Genomic DNA, 19503 nt, shown 5'->3' on the forward strand with positions numbered 1-19503 from the left:
GCATGCTCCAGACAGGTGATTCCGTGACGTCCATCGACCCCCGCTCCTTCCTGACATCCTTGTTCGAAACTGCCGTCATCGCCGCCGATCCGCTGGCGGCGATCCGGGCGCACCTTCCGGCCAAACCGAAAGGCCGGACGATTATTGTCGGCGCCGGCAAGGCCGCAAGCCAGATGGCGGCGGCCTTCGAAGCCTGCTGGGATGGACCGATCGAAGGTGTCGTCGTCGCCCGGCATGGCCCGGTCGAGGCGTGCGAACGGATCGAAGTGCTGCAATCCGCCCATCCCGTCCCCGACGAGGCCGGCCTTGCCGGCTCGGCGGCGCTTTTGAAGCTGGTGGGAGGGCTGACGGAGGACGATCTCGTCATCGCCCTGATCTCCGGCGGCGGATCGTCGCTGCTGCCGGCGCCGCCCGAGGGATTGACGCTGGCGGACGAGATTGCCGTCAACAAGGCGCTGCTGGCCTCGGGCGCGCCGATTTCGGCGATGAACGTCGTGCGCAAGCATGTCTCGCGCATCAAGGGTGGCCGCCTGGCGTATGCCGCGGCACCGGCAAGGGTGGTCAGCCTCATCGTCTCCGACGTGCCGGGAGACAATCCGGCCTTCGTCGCCTCCGGCCCGACCATTCCCGATGGATCGACGGCGGAAGACGCGCTTGCCATCATCGCCGAATACCGGATGGTGTTGCCGCAGGCGGTGATGGACCATCTGCGGTCGCCGGCCGCCGCCGCTCCCGACCCCGGTGACGCCGCTTTTGCAAACCATGAATGCCATGTCATCGCGTCGGCGCGCGTCTCGCTCGAAGCCGCCGCCGAACGCGCCCGGCAAGCCGGCATCGAGGCGGTGATCCTCTCCGACGCCATCGAAGGCGAAGCCCGCGACATCGGCCGCATGCATGCGGCGCTCGCCCGCGAGGTTGCCGGCCGCAACCGGCCGTTCCCCAAGCCTGTCGTCATCCTGTCCGGCGGCGAAACGACGGTGACGATCACCGATCGTTACGGCAAGGGCGGCCGCAACAGCGAATTCCTGCTCTCCTTCGCCGTGGATATCGAAGGCACCGAAGGCATCACCGCGCTGGCCGCCGATACCGATGGCATCGATGGTTCGGAAGACAATGCCGGCGCCTTTGCGGATGCCGCCAGCGTGTCGCGCATTCGGGCGGCCGGCGGAGATCCGCGTGCCTTCCTGGCCGGTCACGACGCCTGGTCGGCCTTCCGGCTTTCCGGCGATCTGTTCGTTCCCGGTCCGACAGGCACGAACGTCAACGATTTCAGGGCAATACTGATTGTTTGAGGGCGCGCTCAGGGGATTTCGCTTGGCCGTGATATCATCCGGGCCTATATGATAAGGAAGCTTACGAAAAGCAGGCTTTCTTTCTCATGAGCACAACACCCACCCTCGGTTTTCTGCTGCACGATGTCGCCAGGCTGCTGCGCAAGCGTTTCGAACAGCGCGCCCGCGGGCTCGGCCTCACACGCTCGCAATGGCAGACACTGGCCTATCTCGCCAACAACGAGGGCATCCACCAGGGCGGGCTTGCCGATATCCTCGAAGTCGAGCCGATCACGCTGGTGCGCATTCTCGACAAGCTGTCCGAGCGCGGGCTGATCGAGCGGCGCCAGCACCCGACGGACCGGCGTGTCTGGCTGCTTTACCTGCGCGAGGACGCCCGGCCGCTGCTCGACGTCATGCGGGAGATCGGCGACGTCACCCGCGGAGAAGCGCTTGAGGGCATCTTGGCGGACGACCGCGAAAAACTGTTCGGCATGCTGGCGACGATGAAGGTCAATCTTCTCGAAGCGTGCCGCATGCCGCTCGACGGGAAGTCCGCGGACAGCTGACCGCTATTCCAGCGGAAAATGACAGGCGACTTCGCGTCCGCTGGCAATGGCCGTCAGCGGCGGTCGCACCTCGCGGCAGATATCGCGGGCATAAGGACAGCGGCTGGAGAATTTGCAGCCGGCGGGCGGTGAGAGCGGGCTCGGAATTTCCCCCTGCAGCAGAATGCGCTCGCGCCGGCCGCGATTGTGCGGCTGCGGAATGGCGGAAAGCAGCGCTTCCGTATACGGGTGGTGCGGCCGGGAATACAGCGCCTCGGTTTCGCCGGTCTCGACGATGGAGCCAAGATACATCACCGCCACCCGCGTCGAGACATGGCGCACGACGGCCAGGTCGTGGGCGATGAAGACATAGGTGAGGTTCAGTTTTTCCCGCAAATCGCCGAACAGGTTGACGACCTGCGCCTGCACGGAGACGTCGAGCGCCGAAACCGGCTCGTCGGCGACGATCAGCTTCGGCTCGACGGCAAGCGCGCGGGCAATACCGATGCGCTGTCGCTGGCCGCCGGAAAATTCGTGCGGATAGCGGTCGAGATATTCGCGGCGCAGGCCGACGAGTTCCATTAGCTCTTCCAGGCGCGCATTGACGGCGGCGCCCTCGCGGATGCTGTGGACGCGCAATACTTCGGCCAGCATGTCGCGGATACGGCGGCGCGGATTGAGCGAGGCGGACGGGTCCTGGAAGATCATCTGCATCTTGCGCCGCACCGGTTTCAGCGCGGCGGTGCCGGCCTTGGTGATGTCGGCGCCGTCGAAGGTCAGCTGTCCGGAGGTGATGTCGTAGAGCCGGGTGAGACAGCGCCCGAGCGTCGATTTGCCCGAGCCGGATTCGCCGACGAGGCCGAGCGTTTCGGCCGGATAGACATCGAGGCTGATGGCATCGACGGCATGCAGGGTGCGGCCGGAGCCCGGCTTGAGTGTCTTGCCGACGGTAAAGTTTTTCGTCAGCGTGCGCGCCGACAGCAGCGGCGTGGCAGCGGAGGTTTCCGCGCTCATGGGGTTTCCTCCAGGGGAAGGGCTGCCCGCCTGAGGGCCGGGCGTTCGGTGTCGTCGATGATGCAGAGGGCGGCCTGGTCGCCGGCGCGATGCAAAGGCGGCGGCTCGGCACAGGCCGGCTGCACGAAGGCGCAACGCGGGGCAAAACCGCAGCCCGGCGGGATCGTCTCCGGGGTCGGCGGCATGCCGGGTATAGAGCGCAGCCGCGGCAGGCGCGCGCCCGAAAGCGGCGGTATCGAGGCCATCAGCCCCCAGGTGTAGGGATGCATCGGCGCCGAGAACAGCTGTTCCGTCCGGCCACGCTCGACGATGCGGCCGGCATACATCACCGCCACCTCGTCGGCCACTTCGGCGACCACGCCCATGTCGTGGGTGATCAGGATGATGGCGGAGCCGAAATCCTTGCGCAGCCTGAGGATCAGGTCCAGCACCTGCGCCTGCACCGTGACGTCGAGTGCCGTAGTCGGTTCGTCGGCGACGAGCAGTGCCGGATTGCACGACAGTGCCATGGCGATAACGGCGCGCTGGCGCATGCCGCCGGACAACTGGTGCGGATAGCGGTCGACGGCCTCGCCGGGGTTGGAAAGGCCGACTTCGCCGAGCAGTTCGATGGCACGCTTGCGGGCAGCGCGGGCGGAAATCGCCTCATGCGCGCGGATCTGCTCGGCGATCTGCCAGCCGATCGTATAGACCGGCGTCAGCGCCGTCATCGGGTCCTGCGAGATGAGGCCGATCTCCTTGCCGCGGATCGCCCGCATCCTGCTGGCCGGCAGGTCGAGCAGGTGCTGTCCTCGGAAGGACACGGCGCCCTGAACCTGCGTCGTCTTGCGATCGTGCAGGCCGAGCAGCGACAACAGCGTCACCGACTTGCCGGAGCCGCTTTCGCCGACGATCGACAGGATTTCGCCTTCGTGTACACGAAAGGAGACGTCGCTGACGGCGCGCACCGGGCCGCGGTCGGTGGCAAAGGATACCGACAGACCGTCGACATCGAGAAGGATGGGTTTGTCTTTCTGTTCCATCGTCTCAATCCGCCCTGACCCGCGGGTCGATCAACACATAGACGACGTCGACCAGCGCATTGGCGAGCACGACGAAGAAGGAGGCATACATCACCGTGCCGAGGATCATCGGCAGGTCGAGGTTGAGCAGCGCCTGGTAGGTCAGCCGGCCGACGCCGTTGAGGCTGAACACCACTTCCGTCAGAAGCGCTGCGCCGCCGACCAGAACACCGAAATCCAGCCCGAACATCGTCACGAAGGGGATGAGCGAGGTGCGCAATGCGTGGCGGATCATCACGCGCGCCGGGCTGAGGCCCTTGGCGCGGGCGGTGCGGATGAAATCCTCCTGATAGGCCTCGACCAGGTTGGCGCGCAGCACCCGGCCGTAGATGCCGATATAGAGCACGGCAAGCGTGAACCACGGGATGATCAGGGTCTTGAACCAGCCGACGGGATCGACGAGCAGCGGCTTGTAGCCAAGCGCCGGCACCCAGGAAAACAACCAGGTGTCGTGGAAACGGCTCTGGGTGACAAGGTTCATCACCTCACCCAGCCAGTAGACCGGCATGGAGACGCCGATCAGCGCCAGCGCCATCAGCCCGCGGTCGATCCAGCTGTCGCGCGTCAGCGCCGCGACGACGCCGACGAAGACGCCGCCGATCAGCCAGAGGATGGCGGCACCGGCGACCAGCGACAGCGTCACCGGCGCGGCGGAAGCGACGGCTGGCACGATCTTGTAGCCGCGGTTGACGAAGGACGTCAGGTCCTGGGTGATGAACAGCCGCTTCATCATGATGGCATATTGCACCGGCAGCGGCCGGTCGAAGCCGAATTCCTTGCGGACCGCCTCGACCGTTTCCGGCGAGGCGTTGCGGCCGGCAAGGCGGGCGGCCGGATCGGAGCCGGGGGTGGCGAAGAAGATCAGGAAGACGAGCGCCGAGATGCCGAACATGACGAAGATCATCTGGCCGATGCGCTGGAGAACGGCAAAAACCATAAGACCCTCCTCAGACCAGTTTCGTGCGCGGATCGAGCGCGTCGCGCAGGCTGTCGCCAAGCACGTTTAGCGAGAGCACGGTCAGGACGATGGCGATGCCCGGCGCCAGCGCCACGGCGGGCCGGGTGTACAGCAGCGTCTGGCCGTCCTGGATGATCGTCCCCCAGCTGGCATCGGGCGCCTGCACGCCGATCGACAGGAAGGAGAGCGAGGATTCGGTGATGATGTTCAGCCCCATCATCAGCGGCACGAAGACGATCAGCATGGTCGAGACGTTGGGCAGGATGTCGTAGACCAGGATGCGCCAGGCCGGAATGCCGAGCCCGCGCGCCGCCAGCACGAATTCGCTTTCCTTCAGCGACAGCACCCGCCCGCGCACCGGCCGGGCGACATAAGGCACGTAGATGATGCCGATGATGAAGATCGGCAGCAACAGGCTGTCGCCGGTGATTTCCACCGGACCGATGACGATGCCCTGCGAGATGAAGACGATGGAAAGCGAAATCGCCAGGAGGTAGACCGGAAAGGCCCAGAGGATATCGAGGATGCGCGACAGCACCTTGTCGACGACGCCGCCGAAGAAGCCGGCCGATATGCCGACCACCGCGGCGAAGAAAAGACAGATCGCGGTGGAGGACGCGGCGATCAGCAGCGAATTGCGGCCGCCATAGAGCAACCGGGCGGCGACGTCGCGTCCCTGCGTATCGGCGCCGAGCATGTATTGTGCGCTCCAGGTCGGCCCGATCGGCGTGACGCCGAGGCCGAGGCCTTCCGTCGAGGCCTGCATGACCTTGGTCCGCTTGCCGTCGATGGTGATACGGGCGCTGAGGTTGGAGCGGAACGGATCGGTACCCGAAACGTAGCGCGCGTAAAACGGCGCCGCCAGGCTGGACAGGATGATGAGGATCAGCACGGCGGCGGCAAGCAGCGTCGCGCGGTCGCGCTTGAGAATGCGCCAGGAGCGCTGCCATGGCCCGGAGGCGGGGCGAGCGGCAACCGCAGTCGGGAGGGCGGGGTCGTTCAGAACGGTATTGGAAGCGTCGGTCATTTCTTATCCGAAGGTCCGGATGCGCGGGGCTGTGCGGATCGGCAGGCAGGCGGCGCGGTCACGCCGCCTGTCCCTTGTCTTGATTACTGAACCCAGGACTGCGAGATGATCCAGCGGTTCTGCTTGTTGAACAGGTAGTTACCCAGCCGTGCCGAGGTGAAGTTGACGCTCTTCGGCGTAAACAGCGGCGCCATCGGGGCCTGCTCCATGAAACCCTTGTCGGCTTCCGCCCACTTGGCATTGGCCGCATTCTGGTCGGTCAGCGCCAGCGTCATGGCGTCCTTCATCGTCGCATCCAGGTCCTTGTTGCAGTAGCCGGACATGTTGACGGAGGAATCGCTGCCCGGCGTGAACGACGCGCACGACAGCAGCACGTTCAGGAAGTTCGAAGCGGCCGGATAATCCATGTACCACTGCGAAATGCTGATCTGCACGTTGTTGTTGGTGTTCTGGATGTAGGTGAACTGGATGTTGGGCGAAACCGCCTTCATCGAAGCGTCGTAGCCGAGTTCCGACAGGACGCTCTGGATGTAGGTGCCGATGCCGCGGGCAACGGCGTTGTCTTCGGCAATGACGGTGACCTTCTGGCCCTTCGTGCCGGATTCCTCGACGAGCTGCATCGCCTTTTCCATGTCGGGCTCAGCCCAGGTCGGGCCGGGTTCCTTGGTGTAGATGCAGTCGTCGACATGGCCGGGGAAGTCCGGCGGCAGGATCTGGCAGGTCGGCTGGGCCAGCACTTCGCCGCCGAACAGGCCGACGAGCGAATCGCGGTCGAGTGCGTAGTTCACCGCCTGGCGAACCCTCACATCGTTGAAGGGCGCGAGGTTGGTGTTCATCGGCGCGTACCACAAGGCGGCCAGCGGGTCGATCTTGATCTGGCTTGCATATTTCGAGCCGATTTCCGGCAGGCGGTCGGCCGGCGGCGTATCGTACAGCCAGTCGAGCTGGCCGTTGATGATGGCGTTGATCGCCGCTTCTTCCGTCAGGCCGAACTTGTAGATGACCTCGTCGGCAAAGCCATCGGGCTGCGCATCGACGCTCCACTCCTTGAAGTGCGGATTGCGCTTCATGACCAGCTGTTCGTTGGGATTGTAGCTTTCGAAGAAATAGGCGCCGGTGCCGGGAATGGGCGTCGTGCCGGCATCGGCCAGCGGCGCGTCGGCCGGCAGGATCGAGGCGTGCGGCACGGCGAGCTTGGAGAAGAACTCGGCATCCGGGGCGGTGAGGTTGATCGTCACCGTGCCGGCTGCGTCGTCGGCGATCACGCCGCCTTCGAGCGTGCAGGTTTCCGCCGTCTCGATGCACTTGTCGGCGCCGACGATGCCGCCGTAGAAGCTGCCGGTCGTCGGGCCCTTGACCTTGAAGATGCGCTGGAACGAGGCCAGCACGTCGGACGGCGTCACTTCCTTGCCGTTGGAGAACATGATGCCCTTGCGGATCTTGAAGACATAGGTCTTGCCGTCGTTTTCCGCCTGCGGGATCGCCTCGGCGATTGCCGGGACGATCTCGAAGCCGTCGGTTCCGCCCGCCTGCTTGAACTTGACGAGGCCGTCATAGGTCATCTGGTAGATCTGCCAGAACTGGGCGGTGTAGTTGATCATCGGATCGATGGTGCCGGCAGCGGAAACGGCGGCGAGCGTCATCGTGCCGCCGCGGTGTTTCGCCATCAGCTCCGCACGGTCTTCGGCGAGTGCGGCGCTGCACAGCGCCGTCTGCGCCAGCAGCACGCCGGCCAGCAGCTGGCCGGTCTTGCGGGTAAGGAAAGAAAAATTGAGACCCATACTATTGTTCCCTCTTGTTTGAATTGAACTGTTCGGTGTGCACCCTTTTGCGGGCGGCTTTTTGGGACTTTCGTCCGGCAGGCAAAGGTTTCAGGAGGCTTTCTCGTCGAGGAAGGCTGAGACTTCCGCCATGCAGGCCGCGCGCTCCTCGACATGCGGCATATGGCTGGATTCCTCGAAGATGCGCCAGCGCACGTCGGGGATCTCCTGCGAATAGGGCATGACGCAGGCTTCCGTCGCTTCGTCGTAGCGGCCGGAAATCAACAGCGTCGGCACCGAAATGGTCGACAGGCGGCCGACGATGGACCAGTCCTTCATCGTGCCGATGACGTGGAATTCGTTCGGACCGTTCATGGTGTGGTAGACGGTCGGGTCGGCGTCGATCGCGTCGAAGGTGCGCTTGACCTCCGGCGGCATCGGCACGACGCGGCAGACATGCCGTTCGTTGAAGACATCGGTGGCTGCCTTGTATTCGGCGCTGCCGGTGGTTTCCGCCTGCTCGTGACGAAGCAGGGTCGCCTGGACATCGGCCGGCAGTTCGTCGCGCAGGCGGTTGGCTTCCGAAATCCAGGTGACCATGGCGGCCGGCGAATTGGCGATGATCAGCGCCTTCAGGCCCTCCGGCCGGTCGACGGCGAATTCCGCGCCCAGCATGCCGCCCCAGGACTGGCCAAGCAGGCAATAGCCGGAGCGGATGCCGAGATGGTCGATGAGGTTGTGCAGTTCGGCCTTGAAGAAGGCGACGGTCCAGAAATCCCCGCCCTTTTCCGGCAGGTGGGTCGATTTGCCGTTGCCCACCTGGTCGTAATGGACGACGGCGCGGCCGGTGGCGGCAATGTCCTTGAAACTGTCGACGTAATCATGGGTGCAGCCCGGCCCGCCATGCGCCACGATCAGCGGCGGCTTGCCCGATGCGAGATCCCCCGTCACGCGGTACCAGGTCTTGTAGTCGCCGTAAGGGGCAAAACCTTCAGTGATCGACACTTGCATTCTCCTTGTTCCACTCTCTCTCAGGCGCCGCTGCGCGTGCGCCGTTCGTCGCGGCAGATCGCTTCCGCCGCCTCCTCCACGGTCATTCCCCAGTCCATGGCGATCTTGCGCAGCCGCTTCCAGGCGCCGGCCTCGTCGGAGCGGTTCTGCTGCATCAGTTTCAGCACCGCATGGACCACGGCCGGCCGCTGGCGCAGCCTGTCCTCCAGCGTCTTGATGTCGTCGGCCTGGCTGCGGGAAAGCTGGTAGGCATGCGCCGCGATCAGCAGCGCGCTATAGGCGCCGGTCGAGCCGATCGGCTTGAGCAGATGGGCGTTGGACCCCTGCGCCAGGGCCCATTCGACGCGCCCCGGCGCTTCCGAGCCGATCAGCGCGACCATCGGCATCGGTGCGAAGCCGGCGGGCCAGGGAAACTGGCCGTCATGCCCCATGTCGGCATCGAAGAACACGACATCGGCGTCGGCATCCGTTTCGTCGAGCTGCGGCCAGACGGTGCTGACGCGGATGTGCATCAGCTCCAGCTGCCGTTTCAGCGCATCGACGGACGGATGCTCCCGGTGCAGGATGATGGCGCGCCAGGTGGCGAGCGGAAGACGGTCGCCACGGCTCATTTGATCACCTTCAACACCGTTCCGGTGTTGTCCCTGCCGACGGCAGGTTTGCCGAGCGCGTGGACCAGAAACGGGTCCGCCTCGATGGCGGCCGGCGCGCTGCTGATGATGCGGAACTCGCCGTTCCGGTCCGAGAACGCCAGATGCGGCCGCAGGCTGGCGTGCTGGGTGCGCGGATCGATGCCGACCTGGCCGATCGGCGTGTCGAACAGCCGGGAGGTGACAGTGCCGCGGATGGCATCGGGTGCATCGGTGGCGGCATCGGCGATGGCGCGCGCCAGGATGGAGACGCTCATGTAGGCGCCGACGAAGGAGGTGGTCAGCCGGCGTTCCCGGCCGTGCCGCAGCGCCATGCGCGCCTTGAAATCACGGTTCTCCGGCGTGTCCAAGTCGTCGAAATAGATCGATGTCGAGATGTGTCCGGCCCGGGCCGGGACGTCGAGGTTTTCGAGTTCCAGTTCGGTGACGTTGCAGGTGGCGACGGGCGGCACCGATACTGTTTCGCGCAGGGCGTGATAGGCGGCGATGAAGGCGGTTGCCGATTCGCCGACGAGATTGCAGAGCACGAAATCCGGCTGTTTCTGGTGGATCTCGGCGATCAGGTGCTCGATCTCGGTCGAGCCGAGCGGCACGAAGCGTTCCGCCACCACCTGCCCGCCGGCCGCTTCCGTGACTTCGCGGGCCAGCCGGTTGATTTCCCAGCCCCAGATGTAGTTGGAACCGACGATGAACGGCCGCTGGCCGTAGCGGGGCAGCATGTGATCGAACAGCGGCAGCAGGTGCTGGTTCGGACAGGCGCCGAGATAGATGGCACTTTCGCTCGCCTCGTAGCCCTCATAGGGAAAACCGTACCAGAGCAGCGCGCCGCGGCGCTCGACGATGGGCAGTACGTCCTTGCGGCTCCAGGAGGTGATCGTTCCGATGACATGGCGACAGCCATGGTCGCGGATCGCCGCCTCCGACAGCAGCGCATACCGTTCCGCCCGGCCGGCGGGATCGTCGATCCGCGGCTCGATCCGGAAGGCAAGGCTGGAATCGGCATTGACCTCGGAGATCGCCGCCATGGCGCCGGCCAGCGCCTCGCGGCCGAGACTGGCATAGGCGCCGGTGGTCGAATAGAGGATGGAGACCGGAACGGTGTGGCGCGTCATGGGCACGGCACCTGTCGTCCGCACGCCTGGCGCGGCGTCGCGAAACCCATCCATGCCGTATGCAGCGTCGTCGCCAAGTCAGGCTCCCCGTTATCGGCGGCAAAAAAAGCACCAGAAACGCAAAAAGCCCCAAACCGCGTTTGCGGTGTCGGGGCTCTATTGCCGTTGGCATCTTCTGCCGTTTTCGAGAGTGAGGCTAGAACATGACCCGGTTTTAGTCAATTCTTTCGTTTGCCCAAAAATTGGGTATTTCCACCTCTTTCGGCATGGCCCCAGCCCATTCCGTCAGCGTCAATAAATTCCCAGCGCGTCGGGATTGAATCCGACAGCTTTCAGCGCACCGCGGAATTTCAGCGTCTGGGTGGCGAATTTGCCGAAGGGCTGGTAGTGCAGATGCGGCTTGAACGTCGCACCGGCGCCGCCGTCGTCGCCAAAACCGTGGGCATTGTTGGAGTCGAGCATCTCGACCACCCGCGATTGCGGTTCGTCGAAAACGCCGGCCGACAGCCTGTTATCACCGGTTTTCTGTTTCAGCGCCCCGAAGAAGCCGGTGATGCCGCCACCATGGTTTTTCGCCTTGTCGGCAAAGGTGCGTCCGACGGCGTTGACGGCGTCGGACGCTCCCTTGCTGTATTCCTTGCGAAGGTCGGAGGAGATGTTGATCTGGCTGAGATAGCCGCCTTCCTGCAAATCGTCCGGGATCTTGCCGTCGATGAACCAGTCGTTCAGGAAAACCGCCTGCCTCTTGCTGCGATAGGTGCGATAGGCCTCGACGAGTATAAAGAATATCGCTGCGTCCTGAATGAAAAATTTTGTAGAATAACAATAGAAAGAATTTCTTCTCTGCGGCGTATTCGTGTAAGATTGAAAAACTGACAGGTCAGCCATTTCGCAACTCTTTCTTTGTAGTGTGGTATTGCGAAGTAATTTTCGTGAACGCGGGTTTTCTTGCATCGACGGGATATGTCGTTGCAGTGTTTTCGGTTTCTCATGCGTGCATTGCTGCAGGCATGCTTACCTCATATGTTCATTGAAAGTTAGTGAGAGCCAGCAGCCAATTTTGGTCAGATTGCTTCCGGACGGCGGTGCCGGTGCGTTGCGGGTGACGCTGTCCGGCAGCGGGCTTCGTATTCGGCCAACGAGGCGGTGTTTGCGCCGGCTTAAGTCGCTCGGCAGCGGCAGTGCGTGGAACAAGGGGGAGGCTCAACCTCCCCCTCGCCGTATCATCAGGCCAGCGTGTAGGCCGTCTTGACGGTTGTAAAGAACTCGCTCGCATACTTGCCCTGCTCGCGCGAACCGAAGGAGGAGCCCTTGCGGCCGCCGAAGGGCACGTGGAAATCGACGCCGGCGGTCGGCAGGTTGACCATCACCATGCCGGCTTCCGAATTGCGCTTGAAATGCGTCGCATGCTTGAGGCTCGTTGTGGCGATGCCGGCCGACAGGCCGAACGGCGTGTCGTTGGCAACGGAAAGCGCCTCGTCGTAATCCTTCGCCCGGATCACGGCGGCAACGGGCCCGAAGATCTCTTCGCGGGCGATGCGCATGCTGTTGGACGCCTCGGTGAACAGCGTCGGCTGCAGGTAGAAGCCGGGCGTCTCGTTCCTGACGAGTTCGCCGCCGAAGGCGAGTTTTGCGCCTTCCGACTTGCCGATCTCGATGTAGTCCGTGTCGGTCTTCAGCTGCTTTTCGTCGACCACCGGGCCGATATGCGTGCCGGCCTTCAGGGCGTTGTCGACGGTCAGTGTCTTCAGCTTTTCGGTGAGGGCTGCGACGAACCTGTCGTGGATGCCTTCGGTGACGATCAGGCGCGAAGAGGCGGTGCAGCGCTGGCCGGTGGAGAAGAAGCCGGAATTGGCGGCGGCTTCGACGGCGACGGTCAGGTCTGCGTCGTCGAGCACGACCAGCGGGTTCTTGCCGCCCATTTCCAGCTGGAACTTGCGGTTATGCTCGATGGAGGCGAGTGCGACGCGTTTGCCGGTGCCGGTGGAGCCGGTGAAGGTGATGCCGGCGAGATCCGGGCTGTCGAGCATGGCCTGGCCGACGACGGAGCCCTTGCCCATGACGAGGTTGAGCACGCCCTTGGGCAGGCCGGCGCGATGCAGGATGTCGACGATGGCCCAGGCGCAGCCGGGCACGAGGTCGGCGGGCTTGAAGACGACGGTGTTGCCGTAGGCGAGTGCCGGGGCGATCTTCCAGGCGGGAATGGCGATCGGGAAGTTCCACGGCGTGATGACGCCGATGACGCCCAGCGGATCGCGGGTGATCTCGACGCCGATATTCGGGCGCACCGAGGGCAGCACCTCGCCGGCGAGGCGCAGGCATTCACCGGCGAAGAAATCGAAGATCTGGCCGGCGCGGATGGTTTCGCCGATGGCTTCGGGCAGGGTCTTGCCTTCCTCGCGGGCGAGCAGGCGGCCGAGTTCTTCCTTGCGGGCGATGATCTCGTCGGAGGTCTTCTTCAGGATCGCATGGCGCTCCAGGATGCCCGAGCGCGACCAGGCCGGGAAGGCGGCCTTGGCGGCGGCGATCGCCTGGACGGTGTCGGCAGCCGATGCGCGCGCATAACGGCCGACCACATCGTTGGTATCCGACGGGTTGATGTTGTCGCTGGCATCCACGCCGGTCCATTCACCGGCGATCAGGTTCTGATGGATGGTCATAATGTCTTTCCGATCGAATTAGATAAGCTGGCGAGCGGCAAGGTTGCGCATGAGCTTTGATGCGCCGAACGTCCACGGAGCGCACTCCGTGGAAAGCCGCACACGGTTGGTCAGGGCGCCCAGCAGGCCGTTGGAAATCGTCACGATATCCCCGACCTTGTGGGTGAAACCCTGGCCCTTGGTATCACGGTCTTCCGTCGGTGCAAACAGCGTGCCCATGAACAGCATGAAACCATCCGGATATTGATGATGGCGGCCGATGGTCTGGGAAACGAGGTCCAGCGGATCGCGGCTGATTTCTTTCATCGAGCTCTTGCCGTGCAGCACGAAACCGTCCTCGCCCTCGACCGTCAGGCTGAGATCGGCATTGCGCACGTCGTCGATCGAATAGGTGGTGTCGAACAGGCGGATGAACGGGCCGATCGAGCAGGAGGCATTGTTGTCTTTCGCCTTGCCGAGCAGCAGCGCCGAACGGCCCTCGACGTCGCGCAGGTTGACGTCGTTGCCGAGCGTCGCGCCCTGCACCACGCCTTTCGAATTGACGGCAAGCACGATTTCCGGCTCGGGATTGTTCCACTTGGAGATCGGATGCAGGCCGACATCGGCGGCATAACCAACGGACGACAGCACCTGCGCCTTGGAAAACACCTCCGCATCCGGGCCGATGCCGACCTCCAGATATTGCGACCAGACACCTTCCTCGATCAGCGCTTCCTTGACCTTGGCGGCCTCCGGGGAGCCGGCCTTGAGATTGCGCAGGCTGTCACCGATGATTTCGGTCACCTTTTCGCGGATCTTGAGGGCGAGTTCGGGATTGCCGGCGGCGCGCTCCTCGATGACGCGCTCGATCATCGAGCGGGCGAAGGTGACGCCGCAGGCCTTGACGGACTGCAGGTCGTTCGGCGCGATCAGGTGCAGTGCCGCCGTATCCAGTGCGCCCGCTTTCGCGGCGAGAAGATCGGCAAGGGTGGCGACGACCGGGCCGGTCGCCTTGGCGACATAGGCTGCGGGATCGTCGAGTTCCAGGAGATCGCGCATCGTCGGCACGGTCTTCGAGGTGATGTCGATGATATCATTGCCCCTGACAGCAACGAGCAGCGGACCTTCGACCTTCGGGTCCCAGACACGGCCGACGAATGTTCCGGCCCTGGCGAAATCGGATGACGACATGAAATGATTGCTCCCTGAAATTCTTTTGTTCTGGCGCATTCTCTGACGCCGAAGCGATTGCGTTTCGGCTGGAAATGCTTTGGGCGCGACCATAGCGCGCGCCCACGGCGGAAACCAGCCTCAGCGCCGCTTGAAAACGGGGGCGCGCTTTTCCTTGAAAGCGGCCCTGCCCTCGGCGGCGTCGGCGGTGGCAAAGCAGATGGTCTGCAGGTCGCGCTCGTATTCGATCGCCTTTTCGAGCGGCATCGAACTGGCGGCCTTGAGGTTGAGCTTGGCGGTCTCGGCGGCAATCGGCGCACGGGCGGCGATGACCTCGGCGATGGCGCGGGCACGGGAGATGAGGTCGGCCTGCGGCACGACCTCGCTGACGAGGCCCCAGGCGAGCGCCTTGTCGGCCGGGATCGGATCGCCGGTCATCAGCATCAGCGCGGCATTGGACGCGCCGATGGAATGCATCAGATGCGCCGCCATGCCGCCGCCACCGATCCAGCCGAGCTTGATCTCGGGGGCGGCGAACTGGGCGTTGTCGGACGCGATGCGGATGTCGCAGGACATTGCCGTCTCCAGCCCGCCGCCGAAGGCATAGCCGTTGACGGCGCAGATGGTCGGCTTCAGCAGGGCGCGAAAGGCGTCGCAATAGTCGGGGCGGTTGCGGAACTGCCAGGGGGTCTCGTAGGTGTCGAGTTCGCGAATATCCGAACCGGCACAGAAGGCACGTTCGCCCGCACCCGTCAGGATGACGCAGCGGATCGTGTCGCTGTCGTTGCAGGCCTCGACCGCCGAAACGATGGCGTCGGCCATTTCAGGCGTCACGGCGTTGAGTTTCTGCGGCCGGTTGAGGGTGATCGTCGCAATCGCGCCGTCGATGGTGAACAGGATGTCTTCGGTCATTGTTATCCTACCTTTCGCCACCGGCGCCGCGATGGTCGGTGTAAAGTGCCTGCAGGCGGTCGAGCACGGCATCTGCCGCCGCTCTTTCTTCGAATGCCTGGCGCAGGAAGGCCGAAGCCTGACCCTGGAAGGCGATGTAGCCGTTGTGGCGCGGGCGCACATAGGCCTGCTCCAGCGTATCGGCGGTGTTTTGGTAAAAATCGCCCCAGCGGGCGTTGAGGCCGGCATCGTGCCAGGCATCCCGCCGGGACGGCTGGCCTTCATGGCCGGGGATGAAGTGGGTCTGCGCGTCGGTGCCCATCAGCCAGAGCAGGTGCCGGCGCAGTTCCGGGGTCACGCTGCAGCGTCGCGAAATGCCGATGCCGGTGCCGCCGAGCGTCGAGCCCGGCCGGCCGCCGGCGGTTTTCCGCGGGGCGTTGTGGAAGGCGAGCGGCCGGCCGGATTGCGGGGCGACGTAATTCACATACCCGTAGACGAGCGGGCAGAGCACCACGTCGTCATGGGTTGCCATGTGGCCGAGAATGCCGATCGGGTTTTTTTCGCGCACGGACAGCGGACTTTTGGCCGCAAGCTGCAGCATCAGGTCGTAGACTGCCCTGCCCGTTTCCTTCGAGACCAGCAGGTCCGGGTCCTTCTCCGCCGGCGGCTCGCCGAAGGCGGCGGCGATGGAGAGGAAGGAGAGCGCGGCATGCGGGCCTGCAAGCGACAGGGCCACCTTGCCGGTCTTTTCCGAAAGGGTGACGACCTCGTCCCAAAGAGCCGGGATGCCGTCGATCAGATCGGCGCGTGCGGCCATGACTTGCGTTGCCGCATCGAGCGGCAACGCCCAATGCGATCCGGCAAATCGATAGCTGCGCAGCGATGGGCCGATACTGTCCGCCTCAAGCCCGGCGATCAGCTCGGCACCGAACACCTCTTCCAGCGGCTGCAGGCAATCGCCGGCAACGGCTTCTCCGACATGCGGATGGTCGAGCACGACGAGATCGTAGCGGGCACAGAGATCGGCGATCGGATGCGACTCGAAACCTTCGAGAGGCTGCTTGTCCCAGTGGATGGCAGGGCCGGCTTCGGCAAGCTCGGGGCGCTGCGCGGCAGCCGCCAGCGCATTGTAGCCGCGTGGGTGATCCCATGTCAGCGCTTTCAGGCGATGCATGTCAGAGCTCTCCAGAGGCGATGGCGCCCGCCTTTTCCAGGGCGTCGATGCGGGCATCGTCGTATCCGGCTTCGCGCAGGATATCGCGGGTGTGCTGGCCGGTGACAGGCGCGCCGCGCTCGACCGTCGAGGGCGTCTTGGAGAACTTGATCGGGAAGCCCGGCGTCTTCACCAGGCCTTCGGTCGGATGTTCGTATTCGACGAAGGTGCCGTTGTGCTTGATCTGCTCGTCCTCGACGAGATCGGCATAACCATAGACCGGACCGCACCAGATATCGGCGGCGCGCAGCAGCGCCAGCCACTCTTCCGAGGTTTTCGTCTTCAGCTTTTCGCGGGTCTTGGCGAAGATTTCGTCGCGGCGGGACCAGCTGTCGACCTCATCGACCATGGTGAGGAAGCTGTCCTCGCCGATCACCTCGCCGAGCGTCTTCAGCTTCGGGAAGGCGACGATGATGAAGCCGTCGCTGGTGGCGAAGGCGCCGTAGGGGGCGCGGATGTAGACATGCGCATGCGGCTCGGCCGAACGCTGCTGCGGCTTATGGCCGACGGTGTAGACGGAGAGCTCCTGCATCTGGATGGTGGTGATCGCATCCAGCATGTTGACCTGCACGAGCTGGCCTTCGCCGGTGCGCTCGCGGTGGAAGAGCGCTGCCAGCGCGCCTTCGAAGGCGGTGTAGGCGGTGATGGCGTCGACCAGATATTGGCCCGCCGCCGTCGGCGCCTCGCCTTCGCGGCCGGCGGACAGCATCGCGCCCGACATGCCCTGCAGCACGAGGTCCTGGCCGGGGCGCTGGACATAAGGGCCGTCCTCGCCGTAACCGGACATCGAGACATAGACGAGACGCGGATTGAGCTTCGACAGGGTGTCGTAGTCGACGCCGAGGCGTTTTGCGACGCCGGGGCGGTAGTTCTGCAGGAAGACGTCGGCGGTCTTGACGAGGTCGAGCAGCACCGCCTTGCCTTCCGGCGATTTCAGGTCGATCGCCAGCGACCGCTTGTTGCGGTTGAGCGACAGGAAGGAGACGTTGACCTTGTTGCCTTCGGCGCCGCCGGCGGCGACATGGCGCTGCCATTCGCCGGTCACCGGCTCGACCTTGACGACATCGGCGCCGAGATCGCCGAGACGCTGCGCCGCAAACGGGCCTGCCATCGCGATCGAGCAGTCGAGAACGCGGAAGCCGCTAAGAATACCCATTGTTTTCAATTCCTTGTATTGAACGAACGGTCAGTGCATCACCCAGCCGCCATCGACGTTCAGCGTCTGGCCGGTGATGAAACCCGCGGCATCGGAAATCAGGAAGGTCAGCGCGTTGGCGATGTCGGCCGGGCCGCCGCGGCGCTTCACCGCCTGGTGGTCGAGCACGAAGCGCGCATAACCTTCCGGATCGGGATGGATCTTTTCGGCGTCGGTCGGGAAAGCGCCCGGCGAGATGGCGTTGACGGTGATGCCGTAGGCGCCGAATTCGCGCGCCCAGCCGCGCGTCAGGCCGACAAGCGCGCCCTTCGACTGGACGTAGGGCGACAGGTTCGCCCAGCCGCCGTAGAAGGTGACGCTGGCGATGTTGACGATACGGCCCCAGTTGTTGGCGCGCATATGCGGCAAGGCCACCTGCACGCAGACGATGCCGGCATCGACGTTGACGCGCTGCACCGCCTGCATCTCCTCGATCGTATAGTCCTCGAAGGGTTTCGAGGGATAGATCGCCGCATTGTTGATGACGACGTCGAAGCCGCCGACGTCCTTTGCCACCGCTTCCAGTTCCTGCCGCAGGGCGGCGAGGTCGGAGAGATCGATCGCCTTCACCGTCAGGCCCGACAGGTTTTCGCGGGCAGCGGCTTCGAGAAGCCCGGCCGTCTTTTCCGGATTGTTGTCGACGGCCACGACCCTGGCGCCGGCGCGCAAAAAGCTCAGCGTCGTTTCGGTTCCCAGCCCGCCGGCCGCGCCGGTGTAGAGAATGACTTTGCCTGCGATCGACATCATCGACACCTTCTCCATGGTCTGCGTCAGCTGCATGTTCATGCCCGGCCCCCGATCGGCAGGTGATTGCCGGAAGGCTGCGGGTATTCTTCGGCCGGCTGCTGTGCCAGCGCCGTGATACGGCTTTCGCTGGCCGCAATCGCAGCCGCATCGCCGAGGATGCGGAAGGTGGTGTCGTAGCGGCGCTCGTCGCCGTGCTCCAGCCAGATCAGTTCGCCGCGCTCGCGGGCGGCGGTGTGGCCGAGCACGTGGTTGGTCGAGGGTTCGATGCCCAGCGCATACTGGCCGGATTGCAGGTTCTGCCACTCGTACATGCAGGGGAACTGGTCCTTGCGGGTGGTCACCTCGAAGCCGATGCCGAGCGCATCGTTGACCAGCGCCACCGGCACCTCGCCGTTCGCATCGGCCGCCATCTCGTGCTGCCAGACCTGTTCGTGGAAATTCAGCTGCGGCGCCGGCAGGGTGCGGTAACCGACGCCCTGCTTGCGGTAGTCGGCGCCGGCATGCGCCGCCCAGACGACGTCCTTGACTGGTGCGATGTAGCGCGAATTCTCCGACAGCACGGGATGGCCGACATTGATGTGGTAGCAATACATATGCGGCGTGCGGTAGAAGCCGCGGTTGACGACGCGGTCGGTGAGCCTGATGTCGTTGGTGCCGGCCTTGATCTCGATGCGGCGGATCAGCTCTAGGTGTTCGCCGAACACCGTGCCCTGGGTCACGACGCCTTCGCACCAGAGGGTGCAGTCGTCGCCCTGCCATTCCTCGCCGTAGCCGGTGAGCTTGGCCGGTATGGTGCCGATGCGGCCGTGCAGCGAGTGGCTGATCGTCTTGCGCGGGCCGTAGACATAGGTGTCGCCCGGCTCGTCGTTCATGAACAGGATGTGGTCGAGGCCGCAGGTGACCATCAGGCCGGAGAAGGAGCGCAGCCAGGCAAGCCCGCCCTCGCCTTCATATTCGGCAAGGCCCGGATGCTTGAAGCCGGCCGGCGAATTCCAGCCGATCGCCATGCCGCGATAGTCGCAATCGGCAATGTCCATGGCCCGGTCGATGAGGACGGTGAAGCGCAGGCCGGTGCCGCTGCGAAACTCCAGGAGGCGGATGCCGCGTTCGACGCCGTCGCCGAGCGTCATCAGGCGGACGCCGGCAAATTGCGAAAAGGAACCGGCGCTGGCGGCGATGTCGCGGCGCGACCGCGCCTTCCCGTAGAGTTCGACCATGGTCTTCTTCCTGTTTGTC

18 protein-coding genes are annotated in these 19503 nt (G+C 64.4%); 2 read left to right on the forward strand and 16 right to left on the reverse strand.

Annotation, left to right across the window (positions count from 1 at the left end):
• The first annotated feature begins 2 nt into the window (after positions 1-2).
• Positions 3-1292: a glycerate kinase type-2 family protein gene (locus tag DEM27_RS13650; RefSeq protein ID WP_420028818.1), complete on the forward strand. Its 1290-nt coding sequence runs from the start codon at positions 3-5 to the stop codon at positions 1290-1292.
• An 86-nt stretch (positions 1293-1378) separates the two neighbouring features.
• On the forward strand, positions 1379-1840 hold the full coding sequence (locus DEM27_RS13655; RefSeq protein ID WP_109458793.1) for a MarR family winged helix-turn-helix transcriptional regulator: 462 nt from the start codon (positions 1379-1381) through the stop codon (positions 1838-1840).
• Positions 1841-1843: 3 nt separating this feature from the next.
• On the opposite strand, the gene DEM27_RS13660 is transcribed toward DEM27_RS13655, so the two are convergent.
• From DEM27_RS13660 to DEM27_RS13735, 16 genes are all read right to left on the reverse strand, one after another.
• On the reverse strand, positions 1844-2833 hold the full coding sequence (locus tag DEM27_RS13660; protein ID WP_109458794.1) for an ABC transporter ATP-binding protein: 990 nt from the start codon (positions 2831-2833) through the stop codon (positions 1844-1846).
• A complete protein-coding gene (locus DEM27_RS13665) occupies positions 2830-3855 on the reverse strand; it encodes an ABC transporter ATP-binding protein (RefSeq protein ID WP_109458795.1) in 1026 nt (341 codons plus the stop codon). Before DEM27_RS13665 ends, DEM27_RS13660 begins: the two co-directional genes overlap by 4 nt.
• 4 nt (positions 3856-3859) lie before the next feature.
• Positions 3860-4831: an ABC transporter permease gene (locus tag DEM27_RS13670; protein ID WP_109458796.1), complete on the reverse strand. Its 972-nt coding sequence runs from the start codon at positions 4829-4831 to the stop codon at positions 3860-3862.
• A 10-nt stretch (positions 4832-4841) separates the two neighbouring features.
• A complete protein-coding gene (locus DEM27_RS13675) occupies positions 4842-5879 on the reverse strand; it encodes an ABC transporter permease (RefSeq protein WP_109458797.1) in 1038 nt (345 codons plus the stop codon).
• Between the two features lie 83 nt (positions 5880-5962).
• Positions 5963-7660 (reverse strand): ABC transporter substrate-binding protein, encoded by a 1698-nt coding sequence (locus DEM27_RS13680; RefSeq protein ID WP_109458798.1) that lies wholly within the window; start codon positions 7658-7660, stop codon positions 5963-5965.
• Positions 7661-7750: 90 nt separating this feature from the next.
• Positions 7751-8650, reverse strand: a complete 900-nt coding sequence (locus DEM27_RS13685) for a proline iminopeptidase-family hydrolase (RefSeq protein WP_109458799.1) — start codon at positions 8648-8650, stop codon at positions 7751-7753.
• A 20-nt stretch (positions 8651-8670) separates the two neighbouring features.
• On the reverse strand, positions 8671-9261 hold the full coding sequence (locus DEM27_RS13690; RefSeq protein ID WP_109458800.1) for an ANTAR domain-containing response regulator: 591 nt from the start codon (positions 9259-9261) through the stop codon (positions 8671-8673).
• Positions 9258-10412 (reverse strand): transporter substrate-binding protein, encoded by a 1155-nt coding sequence (locus DEM27_RS13695; RefSeq protein ID WP_165823425.1) that lies wholly within the window; start codon positions 10410-10412, stop codon positions 9258-9260. The genes DEM27_RS13690 and DEM27_RS13695 overlap by 4 nt, the downstream gene beginning before the upstream one ends.
• 291 nt (positions 10413-10703) lie before the next feature.
• Positions 10704-11366, reverse strand: a complete 663-nt coding sequence (locus DEM27_RS13700) for a hypothetical protein (RefSeq protein ID WP_128755505.1) — start codon at positions 11364-11366, stop codon at positions 10704-10706.
• 272 nt (positions 11367-11638) lie between these two features.
• The gene (locus DEM27_RS13705) at positions 11639-13072 is read right to left on the reverse strand and encodes an aldehyde dehydrogenase family protein (protein ID WP_109458803.1); all 1434 of its coding nucleotides are present in this window, start codon (positions 13070-13072) and stop codon (positions 11639-11641) included.
• Between the two features lie 18 nt (positions 13073-13090).
• On the reverse strand, positions 13091-14242 hold the full coding sequence (locus DEM27_RS13710) for a fumarylacetoacetate hydrolase family protein (protein ID WP_109458804.1): 1152 nt from the start codon (positions 14240-14242) through the stop codon (positions 13091-13093).
• A gap of 120 nt (positions 14243-14362) precedes the next feature.
• On the reverse strand, positions 14363-15133 hold the full coding sequence (locus DEM27_RS13715; protein ID WP_109458805.1) for an enoyl-CoA hydratase/isomerase family protein: 771 nt from the start codon (positions 15131-15133) through the stop codon (positions 14363-14365).
• 7 nt (positions 15134-15140) lie between these two features.
• Entirely contained in the window at positions 15141-16286 is a 1146-nt protein-coding gene (locus tag DEM27_RS13720; RefSeq protein WP_109458806.1) for a type 2 periplasmic-binding domain-containing protein, read from the reverse strand.
• A 1-nt stretch (position 16287) separates the two neighbouring features.
• Positions 16288-17481: a CaiB/BaiF CoA transferase family protein gene (locus DEM27_RS13725; protein WP_109458807.1), complete on the reverse strand. Its 1194-nt coding sequence runs from the start codon at positions 17479-17481 to the stop codon at positions 16288-16290.
• 30 nt (positions 17482-17511) lie between these two features.
• Positions 17512-18306, reverse strand: a complete 795-nt coding sequence (locus tag DEM27_RS13730) for an SDR family NAD(P)-dependent oxidoreductase (RefSeq protein ID WP_109458808.1) — start codon at positions 18304-18306, stop codon at positions 17512-17514.
• The gene (locus tag DEM27_RS13735; protein ID WP_109458809.1) at positions 18303-19484 is read right to left on the reverse strand and encodes an aldose 1-epimerase family protein; all 1182 of its coding nucleotides are present in this window, start codon (positions 19482-19484) and stop codon (positions 18303-18305) included. Before DEM27_RS13735 ends, DEM27_RS13730 begins: the two co-directional genes overlap by 4 nt.
• Positions 19485-19503: the final 19 nt, after the last annotated feature.

Origin of the sequence: Rhizobium album (assembly GCF_003122325.1) — a bacterium.
Classification (GTDB): Bacteria; Pseudomonadota; Alphaproteobacteria; order Rhizobiales; family Rhizobiaceae; genus Metarhizobium; species Metarhizobium album.